This window comes from Nocardia aurea, from assembly GCF_003123685.1.
GTDB classification, from domain to species: Bacteria; Actinomycetota; Actinomycetes; order Mycobacteriales; family Mycobacteriaceae; genus Nocardia; species Nocardia aurea.
The window spans coordinates 208412-227984 of record NZ_QCYJ01000130.1; the positions used below are offsets into that span (position 1 = coordinate 208412).

At 70.6% G+C, this 19573-nt stretch carries 2 protein-coding genes (1 of these 2 only partly in view); both read right to left on the bottom strand.

The features are described 5' to 3' along the window. Positions 1-1368, bottom strand: the beginning of a protein-coding gene (locus tag DAT37_RS32850; RefSeq protein WP_109528785.1) for a non-ribosomal peptide synthetase. Its footprint begins 23961 nt before the window's first position; only the first 1368 of its 25329 coding nucleotides appear in the window; its start codon is at positions 1366-1368; its stop codon lies beyond the left edge, outside the window. Continuing rightward, positions 1368-19448: a non-ribosomal peptide synthase/polyketide synthase gene (locus DAT37_RS32855; protein ID WP_109528786.1), complete on the bottom strand. Its 18081-nt coding sequence runs from the start codon at positions 19446-19448 to the stop codon at positions 1368-1370. The genes DAT37_RS32850 and DAT37_RS32855 overlap by 1 nt, the downstream gene beginning before the upstream one ends. Between the last annotated feature and the right edge of the window lie 125 nt (positions 19449-19573).

The window sequence follows — 19573 nt, forward strand, 5'->3', positions numbered from 1 at the left end:
GTCGTCGAGAACCAGCAGATCGGTGTCGTCGGCCGCGGTGCCGATCGGCACGGTGACCACGTCGGCGCCGGTCACCTCGTGCGCGGTGACGTCGACGGCCGCCTCGGTGGGGCCGTACAGATTGTGCAGGGTGGCCCCGCTGACGTCGCGGAACGCCGCGGCGGTCGCGGCGGGCAGCGCCTCGCCCGAGGCGAAGACCAGCCGCAGCGACGGCACCGCGTCCTCGATCTCGTCCTGGCCGACGAACACCGACAGCATGGACGGCACGAAATGGGCGACCGTGATGTTCTCGCGTCGGATCGTGCGCGCCAGGTAGGCCGGATCGCGATGGCCTTCCGGTGCGGCGATCACCAGGCGCGCGCCGACCTGCAAGGGCCAGAAGAACTCCCACACCGACACGTCGAAGGTGAACGGCGTCTTCTGGAGCACCACGTCGTCGTCGCGCAACCGGTAGAGGCGCTGACGCCAGCGCAGATTGGCCATGATCGCGCGATGGGAGACCGCGACGCCCTTCGGCCTGCCCGTCGACCCGGAGGTGAAGATCACGTAGGCGGCGTTGTCGGCCGACGCGGCGCGCACCGCAGCGCCGGTATCGGTCGGGTTCGCCTCGAATTCGTCCACGCGCAGCACCGGAACCCGTGCGCCGCCGAGATCGGGTTCGTCGCCGGTCGTGGTCAGCACCAGCGCGGGCGACGCGGTGTCGAGCACATAGGCGATGCGTTCGGCCGGATGGTCGGGGTCGATCGGCACGTACCCGGCGCCCGCGTGCAGGATGGCGTACATGCCGACGAGCAGTTCGAACGAACGGCGCATCGACAGGGCGACGAGGTCGTCGGGACCGACACCGCGAGAGGACAGGTGCCGGGCCAGCGTGGTGACCCGCGCGTGGAATTCGGCGTAGCTGAGGGTCTCACCGTCGAATTCGAGCGCCACCGCGTCCGGGGTCCGGCGCACCTGCGCCTCGAATTCGGTGACGAGTGTCTCCACCGGCGCGAATTCGGTGCGGAGCACCGGGGCCGCGACGCCGAGCGCGTCGTCGAGCAATTGCTCCAGCACCGCGCCGAGCGCGCCGTCCCCGGCGTCGAGCAGCGAAGGCAGCTGCCCGGAGATGACGACCGGAACCAGCGCGTCGGGTCCGAGTCCGCCGCCCATGGCCTCGGACAGCAGGGTGATCTCCGAGGCGAGCGCGCCGTAGCTGACGCCGATGCCGTCGTGGCGCAGCGCGACCCGGTCCGGCGCGAGTTCGGCGACGGTGCCGATCAGACCGGGCAGGTCGTCGATGCCGTACGCGCGTCGCAGCGCCGGATGGTTGTACGGCGTGGTGCGATTGCCGAGCCCGCTGGATGTGACCGATTCCGCTGGGGACATCAGCAAATTCCTTCCGAGTCGATTTCCGGGTGGCCGAGCGCGGCGACCGACCGCGCGTCATCGAGCAGAGTGCGCAACGCCTCGGCGAGACCACCACCGCCGAGTGCGGCGAGAACACCGGGCACCAGCCCGGCCAGGGAGACGTTGATCAGGGCTTCCGGCTTGGCCGCCGCGCCCATGGCCTTGGCCACCGCCGTCACTTTGCCCGCCAGTTCCCGATAGGAGACGGCCTTCGCGCCGTGGGTGAACGCGATGGCTTCCGGGGCGACGCGGGCCGCGGCGGCGATGAGTTCGGGCAGGTCGTCGGTTCCGCCCGCGGGGAGATCGGGGGCACGTCCGGGGCGGGTCTGTTCGGATTCGGTGCGTATATCGATGGCGCGCACGGTGATCGTCGGCTGGTCGGCGACCGCGGCGAGGATCGTGAGCAGGCGCTCGGCGTAGCGCCGCACGGTCGCGGCGTCGAACAGGTCGGTGGCGTAGCCGAACCTGAGGTCGATATCGGTGCGCGAGCCGTCCGGGGCGAACCGTTCGATTCCGGTGAGCTGGAGGTCGAATTTCGATTCGCCCAGGTCGGGATCGAGCACCTCGACCTCGAGTCCCGGCAGCGCGACGGGTCCGGTGCGCATGTTCTGGAAGGTGAACATCACCTGGAACAGCGGCGTGTAGGAACTGGACCTGGTCCGCCCCATGGCCTCGACGACCTGGTCGAACGGCACATCCGCGTGCGAGAGCGCGGCCAGATCCCGGTCCCTGGCCTGCCGGAGCAGATCCGCGAAACTCGCCTTCGGATCGACCTCGGTGCGCAGTACGACGGTATTGACGAACATGCCGATCAGATCGTCGAGTTCACGGGCACCGCGTCCGGCGACGGGAGCGCCGATCGCGATATCGGTGGTGCCGCAGAGTTTGGCAAGCAGCACCGCGAGCGCGCCGTGTATGACGGTGAACAGCGTGGTGCCGTATTCCGCGGCGACGGCCGCCAAGCGCGCCGTCAGGTCGGCGTCCGCCCGGAAATCGACGAATCCGCCGCGCGCGGCACGCCGCGCGCGCCGCGACCGATCGGTCGGCAGCGGCAGTACTTCTGGCAGACTCGCCAATTCTTTTGTCCAATAGCCCAGTTGACGCACCAACAGACTGCGGGGATCGGACGGTCCGCCCAGCAGCCTGCGTTGCCACTCACTGTAATCGGAGTACTGCACATCGAGTGGGGCGAATGCGGGGGATTCACCCCGGCCGCGGTCGAGATAGGCGCGCACGAGATCGCGCGTCATCGGGGCGACGGAGTAGCCGTCGGCGGCGATGTGGTGCAGCACGACCACGAGAACGAACTCGTCGGCGGCGGTCTCGAACAGGATCGCCCGCACCGGCGGCGCGGCCGTGACATCGAATCCGATGGCGACGAATTCCCGGATGCGCGCGGTGAGGTCCCCGGGCGGCACGGGCACCGGGGTCAGGTCGACCCGCACCGCGGAGGCGGGCAGCACTTCCTGCACCGGGCCGTTGTCGGTGTCCGGGTACCGGGTGCGCAGGATCTCGTGCCGGTCGACCACGTCGGTGATCGCTGCGGTGAGCACGGCCGTGTCCAGTTCACCGGTGAGGCGGATGGCCACCGGAATGTTGTAGGCGGCCGAATCCGGTGCGAGCCGGTTGAGTACCCACATCCGCTGCTGGGCGGGCGCGGGCGGTACCGGGTCGGTGCTCGCGCGCCGGACCAGCGGGGGTCCGGCCTCGTCCGGGTCCAGGTGCGCGACCACCTCGGCCAGCGCACCCACCGTCGGCGCGTCGAAGACCGCGGCCACCGGCACCCGCACGCCGAGCGCCGCGCCGAGACGGGCCACCACCGTGGTCGCGAGCAGTGAATTGCCGCCGAGTGCGAAGAAGTCGTCGTCGAGTCCGACCGCGCCTCGGTCCTTTCGATCTGGTCGAAGTGCGTCGATACCGATGACCTCGGCGAAGACGGCCGCGACCGCGCGCTCGGAGGCCGTGACGGGGGCGCGGAAGGCCGCTTCGGCGAAAACCGGTTCCGGCAGCCGGGTCCGGTCGACCTTGCCGTTGGCGTTGAGCGGGAGTTCGGCCAGCGTGACGACGGTGGCGGGAACCATATAGGCGGGCAGCTCGGCCGCGATGGCCGCGCGCAGGCCGGGACCGTCGACGACGTGTTCGCCGACCGCCGCGTAGGCGACCAGACGGGTGCCGGCCCGCTCGTCCCGGTGTGCCACCGCGACGGCGGCGCGCACCGACGGCTGTCGCCGCAGGGCTGTCTCGACCTCGCCGAGTTCGATGCGGAACCCGCCGATCTGCACCTGGAAATCGGCGCGTTCGAGGTATTCGAGCGTGCCGTCCTGACGCCACCGGACGATATCCCCGGTCCGGTACATGCGGGAATCGTGGGAGTTCGCGGTGAAGGGATGCGCGACGAAGGGATTCGCGACGAAGCGCTCGGCGGTCAGCGCGGGCCGGTTCCGGTAGCCGCGCGCCAGCTGGCTGCCCGCCAGGTACAGCTCGCCCGAGACCCCGACGGGGACCGGCCGCAGCGTGGCATCGAGGACGTACACCCGGCTGTTCCACGCGGGTGTGCCGATGGGTACCGAGTACCCGGGATCGTGATCCACCTCGAACGCGGTGATGGAGACCGCGGCCTCGGTGGGGCCGTAGAGATTCCACAAGCGGGTGCTTTCGCTCGCCGCGCGCCGGAATTCGATCGCCGTCGCCGGTGGCAGCGCCTCGCCGATCGCGAGCACGTGCCGCAGTGTGGCGGGCAGCGGTCGCGTCGGATCGACGGCGGGCAGTAGACCGATCAGCGACGGCACCGCGTGCAGCACGCTCACCCCGTACCGGTCCATGAGCGCGCGCAGCCGGTCGGGCTCGCGTTCGGTGCCGGGTTCGGTCACGATCAGCCGCCCGCCGGTGGTCAGCGGCGACCAGAACTCCCACACCGACAGATCGAAGGTCGCGGGGGTTTTCAACAGGACGGAGTCGTGCGGCCCAAGGATGAAAGTGTCGCGCAACCACGCGAGTTGGTTGACGATCGCCGCGTGCGAGACAGTCACGCCCTTGGGCACGCCGGTCGAACCGGAGGTGAAGATGACATAGGCCGGATGTTCGGGCCGCAACGGGCGGATCCGGTCCGCGTCGTCGATCGGGTCGGCGGCGTAATTCGCGAGATCGAGGCGGTCGATCTCGAGTACCGGCGCGGCGGTGCGCACCGCGCCGGCGTCCGCGCTCGTGGTGAGGACGCAGACCGGGGCGGCCGTCTCGACGATGTGGGCGATGCGGTCGGCGGGGTGGTCCGGATCGATGGGCACGTAGGCGCCACCGGCGCGCACCACCGCGTACATGGCGACGACCAGTTCGATCGAACGGCGCACGGCCAGCACGACCGTGGCTTCGGGACCGACCCCATCGGCGATGAGCCTGCGGGCCAGCCGGTTGACCGCGGCGTCGAATTCCGGATAGCCGAGCGTCCGTTCGGTGGCCGCGTCGACCAGCGCGACCGCCCCCTGAGCCCTGGTCGCCCCGTCGGCGGACAGGTCGGCGAGCGTGGTGGTCCGCACCGGATGCGCGGTCCGGTTCCAGCCGCGCAGCAGTCGTTCCCGGCCGGTCTCCCCCAGCAGGTCGATATCGCCCGCCGCCGTGGTCGGCCGCGCGGCCGCGGTGACGAGGACCCGGCGCAGCTGATCGGCGATGCGGTGCGCGGTGGCGGGTTCGAACAGGTCGGTGGCGTAACCGAGGGTGAGTTCGATTCCGGCGGGCGCGCCTTCGGCGTCGTAGTGATCGACCGCGAACAGGTGCAGGTCGAATTGGGCGATCCCGCTGTCGAATTCGATCGGGGTGAGCTCGAGTCCCGGTAGCCGCAGCACCGGGCGCTCGTGGTTCTGGAACGAGTAGCCGACCTGGAACAGCGGATGCCGCGCGGTCGAGCGCTCCGGATTCAGCACTTCGACCAGACGCTCGAACGGGACGTCGGCGTGGGAGAAGGCCGCGACGTCGGCGGCGCGCACCCGACCGAGCAGATCATCGAAGGATTCGGCGCCGTCGACCCGGGTGCGAAGGACCAGGGTATTGACGAACATGCCGATGACGTCGTCGAATTCGGCCTCGCCACGGCCCGCGATCGGGGTGCCGAGTGCGATATCGGCCGAACCGGACAGGCGCGCGAGCAGAGTCGCGAACGCCGCCTGGACGACCATGAACAGGGTCGCGCCCCGGGCTCGTCCGACCGAGACCAGCCCGGCGTGCAACTCGGCGTCGACGGTCCAGTCGACCTTCGCGCCGCGCAGACTCTGGCGCGGCGGACGCGGGTGATCGGTGGGCAGGGTCAGTTGATCGGGAAGTCCGGCCAGTGTCTCGGCCCAGTACCGGATCTGTTCGGCCGCCAACGACCCCGGATCGGTCTCGGCGCCGAGCAGTTCCCGTTGCCACAGTGCGTAATCCGCGTACTGCATCGGCTGCGGCGACCAGGACGGCGCGCGGTCGTCGAGCCGATCGCCGTAGGCCGTGACGAGATCCCGGACGAAGGGGGTGAGCGAGGAGCCGTCGGCGGCGATGTGGTGCAGGACGGCCGCGAGGACGTATTCCGTGCTCTCCTGACCGCCGATCCGCCACAGCCGCAGGCGGATCGGCACTTCGGCCGTGACGTCGAAGGTGGTGGCGGCGAGTTCGGCGATCCGGCCCGGCAGTTCCGCCTCGGTCACCTCGATCGGGTACAGCGCGGGAACCGCCTGCCCGACGGGCACGATCAGCTGTGTCGCGCTCCCGTCGACCTCCGGGTACCTGGTGCGCAGCGATTCGTGCCTGGCGATCACGTCACCGAGCGCGGCCTGCAACGCGGCCACCCGCACCGTGCCCGACAGCCGCAGTGCGAACGGGATGTTGTAGGCGGTCGACGCGCCGTCGAACCGGTTGAGGAACCACATGCGCTGCTGGGCGGGCGAGAGCGGGATGAGGTTCGGGCGCGCGCCCGCCGACGGCACGGGCCTGGTGCGTCCGGAAGCATCGGCCGCGCTCACCGCCGCCGCGAGATCCGCGACCCGCGGTGTCTCGAACAGCATCCGCACCCCGACCGAGCGATCGAGGGCCGCGCCGACGCGGGCGACGGCCTTGGCCGCGAGCAGTGAGCTGCCGCCGAGTTCGAAGAAGTCGTCGTCGGCGCCGATCTGCCGGTCCCCCAACGGAATGCCGAGTACCTCGGCGAAGACACCGGCGACGATCTCCTCGGCGAGGGTCGACGGCGCACGGTAGACGGTGCTGTCGAACAGCGGCGCGGGCAGGGCGGCGCGATCGAGTTTCCCGTTGACGGTCAACGGAATCCGGTCGACGACCACGATCGCCGCGGGCACCATGTGTTCGGGCAGTCGCCCGGCGACCCGCTGACGCAGGGCCGCGACATCCACCGGACGCGACGGTGTCCGCACCACGTAACCGATCAGCCGGGGTTCGTCGGCGAGGTCGGTGCGCACCACCACGACGGCCTCGCCGATATCGGGTGCGCCCGCGTCGAGCAGCGCGGCCTCGATCTCACCGGGTTCGATACGGAAGCCGCGCAGGTTGACCTGCTGGTCGGCGCGACCGAGGTATTCCAGTTCGCCGTCGGCGGTCCAGCGGGCGAGATCGCCCGAACGGTAGGCCGGTGAGCCGTCGCTCGCGTAGGGGTCGGCGACGAACCGGCCCGCGGTCAGGCCCGGACGTCCCAGGTAGCCGCGCGCGAGTTGGCCGCCCGAGACGTAGATCTCACCGGGCACGCCGACCGGCGACGGGCGCAGCCTGGCGTCGAGTACCCGCACGACCAGTCCCGGAATCGGACCGCCGATGACGCTGGCCGCGCCGTGACCGGGTTCGATCGGCCGGTAGGAGACGTGCACCGTGGTCTCGGTGATGCCGTACATGTTCACCAGGCGCGGCGCGTCCGGGTACCGGGCGAACCAGCCGTCCAGGCGCGCCGGTTCCAGTGCCTCGCCGCCGAAAATGACCGAGCGCAGGGCGAAGTCGGCGGCTTCGCGCGCGGCGTCGGCGGCGATCAGCTGGTAGAACGCCGAGGGCGTCTGGTTCAGTACCGTTACCCGCTCGCGGATCAGCAGTTCGCGGAACTGCTCCGGTGAGCGCGAGGTGAAGTAGTCGACGACGACGAGCAGGCCGCCGTTGAGCAGCGCGCCCCACACCTCCCAGACCGAGAAGTCGAAGGCGTAGGAGTGGAACATCGTCCACACGTCGGAGGGTCCGAAGTCGAACCGGTCGGCCGTGTTGTCGAGCAGGCGAAGCAGATTGCGGTGCGGGACGACCACGCCCTTGGGTTTGCCGGTGGAACCGGAGGTGTAGATGACGTAGGCGGTGTGCGCGGGCAGCAGCGGCGCGCGCCGATCGGCGTCGGTCAGCGGGGACGCGTCGATGTCGGCGAGGTTCGGCGCGGCGACATCGAGTATCGGGCCGCCGAACCAGTCACGCGGCAGGCCGGTCGCGGCGCTGCCGATGGCGCAGATCGGCAGCGCGTCGTCGAGCATGTACTCGATCCGGTCCGCCGGATAATTCGGGTCGACGGGCAGGTACCCACCGCCCGCCTTGAGCACCGCGAGCAGGGCGACGATCAATTCGTTCGTCCGCGGGAGCGCCACCGCGACCAGCGTTTCCGGGCCCACCCCGGCCGCGACCAGTCGGCGGGCGAGGCGGTTGGACCAGGCGTCGAGTTCGGCGTAGGTCAGCGTGTCCGAGCCGGAGCGCACCGCGAGCGCCGACGGATCGACGGCGGCGGCCGAGGCGAAACGATCGGCGACGGTTCCGGCCGGAGCCAGCGCCGCCACACCGGCGCGCGACCAGTCGTAGAGGGCGCGCTGCTGCTCCTCGGCGCTGAGCAATTGGATATCGCCGACGACGACCGTGGCGTCGGCGGCGATGGCGGCGAGCACCTGGGTGAAGCGGCGCGCGAGTACCGCGACGGTGCCCGCGTCGAACAGATCGGTCGCGTAGACGATCTCGATATCCATGCCGTCGGCGCGGCTGCCCGCGTCGTCGGATTCGACCACGGTGAGTTGGAGGTCGAATTTCGCGGCGACGGTGTCGAATTCGACCGGGGCGACGGCGAGTCCGGCCGTCTCCAGGGTGGGCGGCGCGAAATTCTGCCAGCTCAGCGCCACCTGGAACAGCGGGTGCCGGTTCTGCGCCCGCGCGGGCGCGATCAGCTCGACGACCTGCTCGAACGGCAGATCCGCGTGCGAGAGCGCGTCGAGATCCGCGCCGCGCACCGTGTCGAGAATGGTTTCGAAGCGGGCCCTCGGATCGATCTCGGTGCGCAGCACCAGGGTGTTGACGAACATGCCGACCAACCGGTCGAGTTCGGCCTCGCCGCGACCGGCGACCGGGGTTCCGATGGCGATATCGTTCCCGCCCGACAGCCTGGCGAGCAGTACCGCGAGCGCGGCGTGCACCGTGCTGAACAGGGTGGTCTCGCGTTTGCGCGCCAGTTCGCGCAATTCGCTGTGCAGGTCGGAATCGATGCGGAACCGGTGGGCGGCGCCGCGGAAACTGGCGGCGATCGGACGCGGGCGATCGGTGGGCAGGTCGAGCTGTTCGGGGATGCCGTCGAGCGCGCGCCGCCAGAACTCCCGCTGGCGGTGCGCGGTGGAGCCCGGATCGTCGGCGTCGCCGAGCATGTCGAGCTGCCACAGCGTGTAGTCGGCGTATTGCACCGGCAGCGGGGCCCATTCGGGCGCGACGCCCGCGCTCCTGGCCGCGTAGGCCGACAGCAGATCCGTCGCCAGCGACGCCAGCGAGAAGCCGTCCGCGCTGATGTGGTGCAACACCAGCACGAGCACATGGTCGGCCGGGGACAGCTCGAACAGGTTCGCGCGCAACGGAAGTTCGGCGGTGAGGTCGAAAGTCCGCGCGGCGCAGGCGTCGAGCCGTCCGGTCAGTTCGGCTTCGGCGATCGCCTCGCGGCACAGCGGCACATGTGCCTGCGCGGCGGGAACGATCACCTGCTCCGCCCCGTCCGGGCCCGCCGGATAGCGGGTGCGCAGCGATTCGTGACGGCCGATCACATCGGCCAGCGCCGCGCCGAGCGCCTCGGTGCGGAGTTGCCCGATCAGCCGCAAGGCGACGGGAATGTTGTCGACCGCGTCGCCGGGGCCGTCGGCCGCGTCCGCGAGGAAACGGTTGAGGAACCAGAGGCGCTGCTGCGCGGGCGCGAGCGGAATCCGTTCGGGACGCGGGCGCGCGGTCAGGGCGACCCGCGCGCCGTCACCGCGCAGCCGGTCGGCGTAGTCGGCCAGCGCCGCCACCGTCGACGCGTCGAACAGCGCGCGCACCGGCACCCGCGCGTCCACGGCCGCGCCGAGCCGCGCGGCGACCCTGGCCGCGGACAGCGAATTACCGCCGAGCGCGAAGAAATCGTCGTCGAGGCCGATCCGGCCCGCGTCCGATTCCGAATCGAGTATTTCGGCGAAGACCCGCGCGACGGTGCGCTGTGTCGCGGTCACCGGGGCGCGGAAGACCACCGGTTCGAGATCCGGTGCGGGCAGGGCCCTGCGGTCCAGCTTGCCGGAGGTGTTGACCGGGAATTCCGCCAGCACCAGCAGGGCGGCGGGGATCATGTAGTCCGGTAGTCGACGCGCCAGCGCGGCGCGCACCGCGACCGGATCCAGGCCGGGCTCGCGCAGGCCGTGGTCGTCGTGCACGAGATAGCCGACGAGCCGGGTGCCCTCGTGCACGACGACCGCGGCCTGCGCGACGCCGTCGACCGCGGTGAGCGCCGCCTCGATCTCGCCGAGTTCGATCCGCAGACCGCGCAATTTCACCTGGAAATCGGTGCGGCCGAGATATTCCAGTTCCCCGTCGCGCCGCCACGCGGCCAGATCGCCGGTCCGGTACATGCGCGCACCCGGTGCGCCGAAAGGGTTCGCCACGAAACGGTCGGCCGTCAGATCCGCCCGTCCGACGTATCCGCGCGCCAGCTGGGCGCCCGCGAGATAGAGCTCGCCCGCGACACCGGCCGGGACCGGACGCAACCGGTCATCGAGGACATACACCCGCGTATTGGCGACCGGAACACCGATCGGCACGGTGTCGATATCGGCTTCGGTCACCTCGTGGTGGGTGACGTCGACCGCCGCTTCGGTCGGCCCGTAGAGATTCAGGACCCGAGCGCCGGTCGCGCGCCGCAAGCGCTGGGCGGGTTCGGGCGCGAGCGCCTCCCCCGAGGAGAACACCAGGCGCAGGTCGGCGCAGTCCGCGACGGCGGGTTCGGCGACGAACACCGACAGCATGGACGGCACGAAATGCGCCACGGTGACCCGTTCGCGCCGGATGACCTCGGCCAGGTAGCCGGGATCGCGGTGGCCGTCGGGCGCGGCCACCACCAGGCGCGCGCCGCGTTGCAGCGGCCAGAAGAACTCCCAGACCGACACGTCGAAAGTGGCGGGGGTCTTCTGGAGTACGGCGTCGTCCGGGGTGATCGGGTAGGCGTCCTGCATCCACACCAGCCGGTTGACGATCGCCGCGTGTGAGACGACGACGCCCTTGGGGCGGCCGGTCGATCCGGAGGTGAACAGCACGTAGGCGGCGTGATCGGGGCGAATCGGGCACGCCAGGTCGCTGTCGGACAGCGGGGTGTCCGGGTAGTCGGCGGTGTCGAACCCGTTCACGTCCAGTACGGCCCAGTGCCCGCCGCCGACCGGCCAGTCCACGTCGTCCTCGGCGCGGCTCAGCACGCAGACCGGCCGCGCGCCCGACAGCACGTCCTCGATGCGCTCGGCCGGATATTCGGGGTCGAGCGGGACGTAGGCCGCGCCCGCCGCCAGCACGGCGTAGAGGGCGACCACGAGATCGGCCGAGCGGTGCATGGCCACGGCCACGGTGCGATCGGGGCCCGCGCCGATCGAGACGAGCAGCCGGGCCAGGCGATTGACCCGGCTCGCGAATTCGGCGTAGGTCAGCGATATCTCGTCGCAGGCGAGCGCGACCGCGTCCGGGGTACGCAGGCGTTGCGCCTCGAACAGCGAGACCAGGGTGGCGGTGGGGTCGATCGGACCTGAGGTGGCGTTCCAGGTGTCGAGCAGTCGGGTGCGCTCGGTGTCGGAGAGGGTGTCGATCCGTTCGATCGGCGTTCCCGGGTCGGCGGCGACCGCGTCGAACACCCGCAGCAGCCGGGTGGCGAAGGAGGCGATGGTCTCCGGGTCGAACAGGTCGGTCGAATACTCGAAGACGGCGTCGATGCCGCCGGCGTCGAGGTCTTCTCGCAGTGTCAGTTGCAGATCGAATTTGGCTGTCCCGCTATCGATCTCCAGTTCCGAGACGGCGAGTCCGGCCAGGTCCAGGCTGGTACGCGCGGTGTTCTGGAAATCGAGCATCACCTGGAACAGCGGGTGACGCGCCGTGGACCGCCGCGGATCGAGTGCCTCGACCAGGCGCTCGAACGGGACATCGGCGTGTTCGAAGGCGCGCAGGTCGGCGTCGCGCACCGCCGCGAGCAGGTCGGCGAAGGCGCTGTCGGGCCGCACCCCGGTGCGCAGGACCAGGGTGTTGACGAACATGCCGACCAGCTCGTCGATGGCCCGGTCACCGCGACCGGCCACCGGTGTCCCGATCGGGATGTCACGCTGTCCGGACAGCGTCGCCAGCAGCACCGCGAAAGCGGTGTGGCACACCATGAACAGCGACGCGTTGGCCTCGGCCGCGATGGCTTCCAGCCGACGATGGGTCCGCGCGTCGACGGCGAAACCGTGCCGCGCGCCCCGACCGGAGGCCACGGGTGGGCGCGGTCGATCGGTCGGCAGCGTGAGCACCTCGGGCAGTTCGGCGAGTTCGGCCGACCAGAAACGGAGCTGGGAGGCGATCGGTGAGTCGGGATCGACCTCGGAGCCGAGCGTATCCCGCTGCCACAGGGTGAAATCCGCGTACTGCGCGGGCAGCGGCGACCAGTCGGGCGCGGCCCCCGCGTGCCGAGCGGCGTAGGCGCGCATCAGGTCCCTGGTCAGCGGCGCGATGGACCATCCGTCGGCGGCGATGTGATGCATGGAGACGACGAGCACGTGTTCGGCGGGATCGATCCGCAGCAGCGCCAACCGGATCGGTGGCTCGCTGTCCACCGCGAACGGCACGGAGGCCGTCGCCGCGACGCGTTCGCTCAGTCGCGCCGCCGCGACGGGTTCGGGGCCGAGGTCGAAGGTGACCGCGTCGGCGGCGAGTACCTCTTGGCGCGCGATCCCGTCGACGGCGGGGTATCTCGTGCGCAGGGTCTCGTGCCTGGCGACCAGATCGGCGACGGCCGCGGTCAGTGCCGGGTGATCGAGCGCACCGCGCAGCCGCATCGCGGCGACGAGGTTGTTCGCGACGGAATCACCGTCGAGTTGGTTCAAGAACCACATCCGCTGCTGGGCGTAGGACAGCGGCACGATCTCCGGTCTGGTCCCGGCGACCAGCGCGGGGCGGACCGGCGTGTCACCGGGTTCGGGCAGCTGCCCGGCCAGCGCGCCGACCGTGGGACGTTCGAACAGCATGCGGACCGGGACGTCCGCGCCGATCGCCGCCGCCAGCCTGGCCGCGATCTGGGTCGCCACCAGCGAATTCCCGCCGAGGGCGAAGAAGTCGTCGTCGAGCCCGACCCGGTCCAGGCCGAGCACCCCGGCGAATTCGGACGCGACCAGGCGTTCGTACTCGGTCTCGGGCGCACGGTAGGTCACGGCGTTCAGCACCGGTTCCGGCAGCGCCGCGCGATCGAGTTTGCCCGAACTCGTCAACGGCATCGCCGCGAGCGGGACGAACGCGCCGGGCACCATGTACGAGGGCAGCACCTCGCGCAGCCGCTCCCCCAGCACCGCGCCGACCCGTACGTCATCGACATCGGTCACCACGTAGGCGACCAGCAGTTCCCCCGCCGGGCCGGTGTGGACCCGCACCGCGGCGGCCGTGACGGCGGCGTCGGCCAGCAGCGCGGCCTCGATCTCGCCGAGTTCGATGCGCTGGCCGCGCAGTTTCACCTGGGAGTCACCGCGTCCGAGATACTCCAGCGCACCGCGACGGTTGCGGCGCACCAGATCACCGGTCCGGTACATCCGAGCGCCCGCCGGACCGTACGGGTCGGCGACGAAACGGTGCGCGGTCTGACCGGACCGGCCGTGGTAGCCGCGCGCCACCTGCACGCCGGACAGATACAGCTCGCCCACCACCGAATCGGGCACCGGGCGCATCCGCGCGTCCAGCACCATGACTCGGCTCTCGGCGACGGGCCGACCGATCGGCACCGGGCCGGTGGCCCGCACGTCGACGGGGGCGTGGGTGGCGTGCACGGTGAATTCCGTCGGGCCGTACAGGTTGTGCAGTTCGGCGCGGCACACCGCCGCGAACGCCGCCGCGGCTTCGCCGGTCATCGCCTCGCCCGCGACGAAGACCGTCCGCAGCGAGGTGAGCGCGGCGGGTGCGGCGACGGCCGCGAACACCGTTAGCATGGACGGCACGAAGGAGGTCATCGTGACCCGATGCGCCGCGATGGTCGAAGCGAGATAGGCGGTGTCGCGGTGCCCGTCGTGTTCGGCGACGACCAGTCGAGCACCACGGATGAACGGGGCGAACAGTTCCCACACCGAGACGTCGAAGGTCGCCGGGGTCTTGAACAGCACGCTATCGGCGGAACCGATCCCGTATTCGTCGGCGATCCAACGCACCTGGTTCGCCACCGACCCGTGCTGGACCGCGACCCCCTTGGGAAGTCCGGTCGACCCGGAGGTGAAGAGGAGGTAGGCCGTGTTGGCCGACCGCAGCGGACCGAGCCGCTCGGTGTCGCGGATCGGGCCCGCGTCGCCGTTCCGGTCGATCCGGTCGACCACCAGCACCGGAACCGACAGCTCACCGAGGTCCCAGCCGTCGGCCGCGCGGGTCAGCACACAGACCGGTTCCGCCTGCGCGAGCACCCGCGCCAGGCGCGCGCTCGGCTGGTCGGGGTCGACCGGCACGTACGCGCCGCCCGCCGTGAGCACCGCGTAGACGGCGGTGACGAATTCCGCCGAACGCCGCATCCCGAGCACGACCCTGGACTCCGGACCGACACCCGCGCCGATCAGCACCCGCGCCAGGCGGTTCACCTCGGCGGCGAACTCGGCGTAGGTGTGCACGCGATCGCCGTCGACGAGGGCCACGGCGTCGGGGGTGCGGTTCACCTGGGCGGCGAACGCGTCCAGGACGGTGATTTCCGCGCGCTCGGTCATGCGAGCACGACCGGCCTCGTCCAGCGGCGGCAGGTCACCGACCACGACGTCCATATCGCCGCTGGTGTCGCCCGGAGACCCCGACGAACCGCCACGCACACCGAGTGCGACCACGCGGGCACGCTCGGTCTCATCCAGCAACAACAGGTCACCGACCACGACGTCCGAGGCAGACGTGCCCGGCCCACCGCGCACACCACGAGCGATCACGCCAGCCCGCTCGACCTCGTCGAGCAGCGGCAGATCACCGACCGCCGCATCCACGTCGGCGACGAGCCCTGCGAGCAGCCGCAGCAACCACCGCGACAGGTCCACGATCGTCTGTTCGTCGAAAAGATCGGTGGCGTAGGCGAATTCCGCGGGCACGGGTTCCGCGCCGGTGAATCCGCCGGTGACGGTGAGTTGGAGGTCGAATTTGGTCACGCCGGTGTCGATGACCTCGGTGGAGACCGTCAGGTTCGGGAGTGCGAATTCGATCGCGGCGGCGTTGTCGAAGGCGAGCATCACCTGGAACAGCGGGTGTCTGGCCTGCGAGCGCACGGGGTTGATCGCCTCGACCAACTGCTCGAACGGCAGGTCGGCGTGGCCGTAGGCCGCCAGATCGGTGTCGCGTACCCGCGCGAGCAGCGCGGAGAACGGTTCGGCCGGGTCGACGGCGGTCCGTAGCACCAGCGTGTTGACGAACATGCCGATGAGTTCGTCCAGGGCCCGCTCGCCGCGGCCCGCGACGGGGGTGCCGATCACGATGTCGGTGCCGCCGGTGATCCGCGACAGCAGCGCGGCCAGCGCGCCGTGCAACACCATGAAGGCCGAGACGCCGTGCGCCCGCGCGACAGCGGTGATTCCGGCGACCAAACCGCCCGGCATCTCGAACCGGTGCACCGCACCGCGCCCGGACGCCGTGGCCGCACGCGCGCGGTCGACCGGCAGGTCGAGTTGTTCCGGCGCGCCAGCGAGGGTTTCGGTCCAGTACGCCAACTGCCGGGACAGCGGCGCGTCCGCGTCGTCGGGTGCGCCGAGCACCTCGCGCTGCCACAGGCTGTAGTCCGCGTACTGCACCGGCAGCGGCGACCACTGCGGTTCGACACCGCGGCAGCGAGAGCCGTAGGCGCGCATCACGTCACGGGCGAGTACCCGCAGCGAGAGACCGTCCGCGGCGATGTGGTGCAGGACCAGCGCGAGCGCGACACCGCCGTCGTCCACGGTGAGAATTCGCACCCGGAAGGGGATCTCGCGTTCCAGGTCGAAACCGGTCGCCGCGAAGGCGGACAGTTCCCGGTCCAGTGCCGCGGCGGCGATGGACTCGGGCTCGTCGGTCACCACCACCTCGGGCACGATCTGCTGGGCGGCGACACCGTCGGGATGGCCGATCGGCAGCGCGGGGAACAGCGTGCGCAGAATCTCGTGGCGTTCGACCACATCACCGATGGCCGAACGCAGCGCGGGCAGGTCGACCTCCCCGCGCATCCGCACCACGAAGGGCATGTTGTATCCGGCCCCGGCCCGTTCGAAGCGGTTGAGGAACCAGATGCGCTGCTGCGCGGGTGAGAGCGGAACCAGCGGCGGCCTCGGCCGCGCCCGCAGCCGCGCGGTCGTGGCGATACCACCGCTGCCGCCCGCGTCCTCGATCAGTTCGGCGAGTTGGGACACCGTCGTCGCGGTGAACAACTCGCGCACCCCGAGCAGGCAGCCCAGTTCGGCGCTCAGTCGCGCGGCCACCCTGGTCGCCACCAGGCTGTTGCCACCGAGTGCGAAGAAATCGTCGTCGAGGCCGACCGCTTCGCGGCCGAGCACATCGGCGAAGGCCGACGCGACGGCCCGCTGTACCGCCGTGACCGGTGCGCGGTACTCGATCGCATCCCGATCCGGCGCGGGCAGCGCCGCGCGGTCGAGCTTGCCGGAGGCGTTGACCGGCAGCGCGTCCAGTACGACGTAGGCCGAAGGCACCATGTAGCCGGGTAGCGCGCGTGTCGCCGCGGCGCGCAGGTGGGCGGCCGACACGGTGCCGGGTTCGGATTCCACCGCGTAGGCGACCAGTTGTTCGCCCGCGCCCGCGTCGTCGCGGACGACGACCACCGCGCGCACCACCGAGTCCACGGCGCCGAGCACCGCTTCGATCTCGCCGAGTTCGATCCGCAGGCCGCGCAGTTTCACCTGGAAATCGGTGCGGCCCAGATATTCCAGTTCACCGTTGGCGTTCCAGCGCACCAGATCGCCGGTGCGGTACATGCGCGCGCCCACCGGGGACGGGCCGTCCGGTCCGGCGAAGGGGTCGGGGAGGAAGCGTCCGGCGGTCAGTCCGGGTCGCGCGAGATACCCCCGAGCGAGCTGTACCCCCGACAGATACAGCTCACCCGGAGCTCCGATCGGCGCGGGCCGCAGCCGCGAATCGAGCACGTAGAGCCCCGTATTGAATACCGGTGCGCCGATCGGCACCGAGACGGTGTCGGCGTCGGTCACCTCGTGGAAGGTGACGTCGACCGCGGCCTCGGTGGGTCCATAGAGGTTGTGCAGCGTCGCGCCCGTCAGCACGCGCAGGCGTTGCGCCAGCGGCGCGGGCAGCGCCTCGCCGGAGGCGAACACCGCACGCAGCGAGGTGGCGCGGTCGATATCCCGGTGCGCGAGAAACACCTCCAGCATCGAGGGGACGAAATGCGCGATGGTCACGCCGTATTCGGCGATGACCGCACGCAGGTAGGCGGGGTCACGGTGCCCGTCGGGTGCGGCGAGTACGAGGACCGCGCCGATCTGCAAGGGCCAGAAGAATTCCCAGACCGACACGTCGAAGGTGGCCGGGGTCTTCTGGAGCACCACGTCGTCGGCGGACAGCCGGTAGGTCCGCTGCATCCACACCAGCCGGTTCACGATGGCCTCGTGGGTGATCGTGACGCCCTTGGGCAGTCCGGTCGAGCCGGAGGTGAACAGGATGTAGGCGGGATGGGCCGGTCGCAGCGCCGCGAGACGTTCGCCGTCGCGGATCGGCGCGTCGGAGAATCCGGACAGGTCGAGCCGGTCGATGTGGACCAGCGGAGTTCCGGAAAGTTCTGGTGCGTCGGAGGTTTCGGTGGCGAGCACGCAGATCGGGCGGGCGGTGGCGAGAATGTGCGCGGTGCGTTCGACGGGGTGGTCGGGATCCAGCGGCAGGTACGCGCCTCCGGCCGCCAGTACCGCGTACATCGCGACGACCAGGTCGGTCGAACGCCGCAGGTGCAGCGCCACCACCGTCTCCGGACCGACACCGCAGGAGATCAGATGGCGCGCCAGTTCGTGGATGCGCGCCGCGAGTTCGCGATAGGTCAGGCTCGGCTCGGAGGCGGCGCGCAGCGCGGGCGCGTCCGGGGTGCGGGCGGTCTGCGCGTCGAACATCGACACCAGCGTCACGGGCGCGCCGGTGCCTTCGTCCACGGCGGCGGCCACGTCGAAGGCGGTGGCATTCCAGACCCTGGTGCTCACCTCGACTTCCAGTTCGGTCGCGACCGCGATGTCGACGACCGCGTCGTCGGGATCGGCGTCGGCGAGCCGTCGCAGGTAGCTCAGGAAGCGCGCGTGATGCCGGGCGATGTCGTCCTCGGCGTAGAGATTCGGATTCGCCTCGAAATCCACGTGCACACTGTCGCGTTCGCCGTAGTAGACGTTGAGACTCAGATCCTCCACCGGACCGGTGGACAGTACGTGGTAGCGGCCGACGGTGTCACCGAGCGCGAGATCGCTGCGGAACAGCATGATGTTGGCGATCGGACCGAACAGGGCGCGGCGCGCGGGTCTGCCGTCGTGTTCGGCGTCGCGGCGGATGTCCTCGTGCCGGTAGCGCTGGTGACGCAACGCGCCCGCCACTTCGACCCTGGTGGCGCGCAACAGCTCACCCCAGCTCACACCGTCGCCCACGGCGACGCGCAGCGGCACGATATTGGACAGCATGCCCGCCGAACGCCGCATGACCGCGGTGGTGCGCGCGGTCACCGGCAGGCTGAGCACCACGTCGTCGCGATCGGTGATCCGGCCGAGGTAGCAGGCGAAGGCGGCGAGCAGTACCACGGCGATGGTCGAATCCTGGCTCGCGGCAATGCCGTCGAGCCGGTCGACGAGTCGCTGCGGCAGCGCGCGCCCGACGATCAGGTTGTTGGCCGCCCGCGGCGCGGTTCGACCGTCCAGGCTGGTCGGAGCGTCGAGTCCGGCCACCCGCTGGGCCCAGTGCGCGCGATCGGAGTCGAATCTGGCGCTGTCGCGGTAGGTGAGTTCGCCCTCGACCAGCGCCCGGACGGTGCCGGGTCGCACGGATTCGAGTTCGGTGCCGTGCATTCTCGCGGTGTAGCGCTCGGCCACGCGCATGGTGTTGGTCAGCGCGCCGAAACCGTCGAGCACGATGTGGTGGGCGCGCAGATACCAGAAATAGCGCTGGTCGGCGACCCGCAGCACCGCGCCCGCGAAGAGACGGTCGCGCAGCAGGTCGACCGGTGCGCCCGCGTCGGCGCGCATCCACTCCTCGGCGGCCGCCACCGGGTCGATGTGGTCCCGGAAGTCGATGAGGGGGATGTCGATCGTCAACGCGGGATCGACGATCTGGTGCGGAGTGCCCTCGCCCGCGCCGAGACGGACCAGCGTCGACTCGTAGTCCAGTGCCGCTTCGCGCGAAACCTCCTCGAGCACAGCGGTATCCAGATCACCCCTGATGTCGACGTACTGCGCGATATTGATCGGCACGTCGGGATCGAGGAGTTGCGCGTACCAGAGTCCCAGTTGCGCCGGCGCGAGCGGAAACGGAATCGGCTCGGTTGTCGAGGTATCGGCGTCCGCCTTCGGCCGCGCGTTGAACCCACCCAACTCCGTACCGTGCACCAGAGCCTCCTCGTTTGGTGAAACAACTTCCGGCCGAATGTTTTCGGGCAGCATCGAGAGAGCCCGCGCCGGATCGGGCGATCCGGAATGCCGGGCGTGTGTGCCACCGGTGGGTATTCGGCGAATGCGCGGGACGCGGGTACGTCACCGGCGCGGGGATCCGATTGATTACGTGAAAA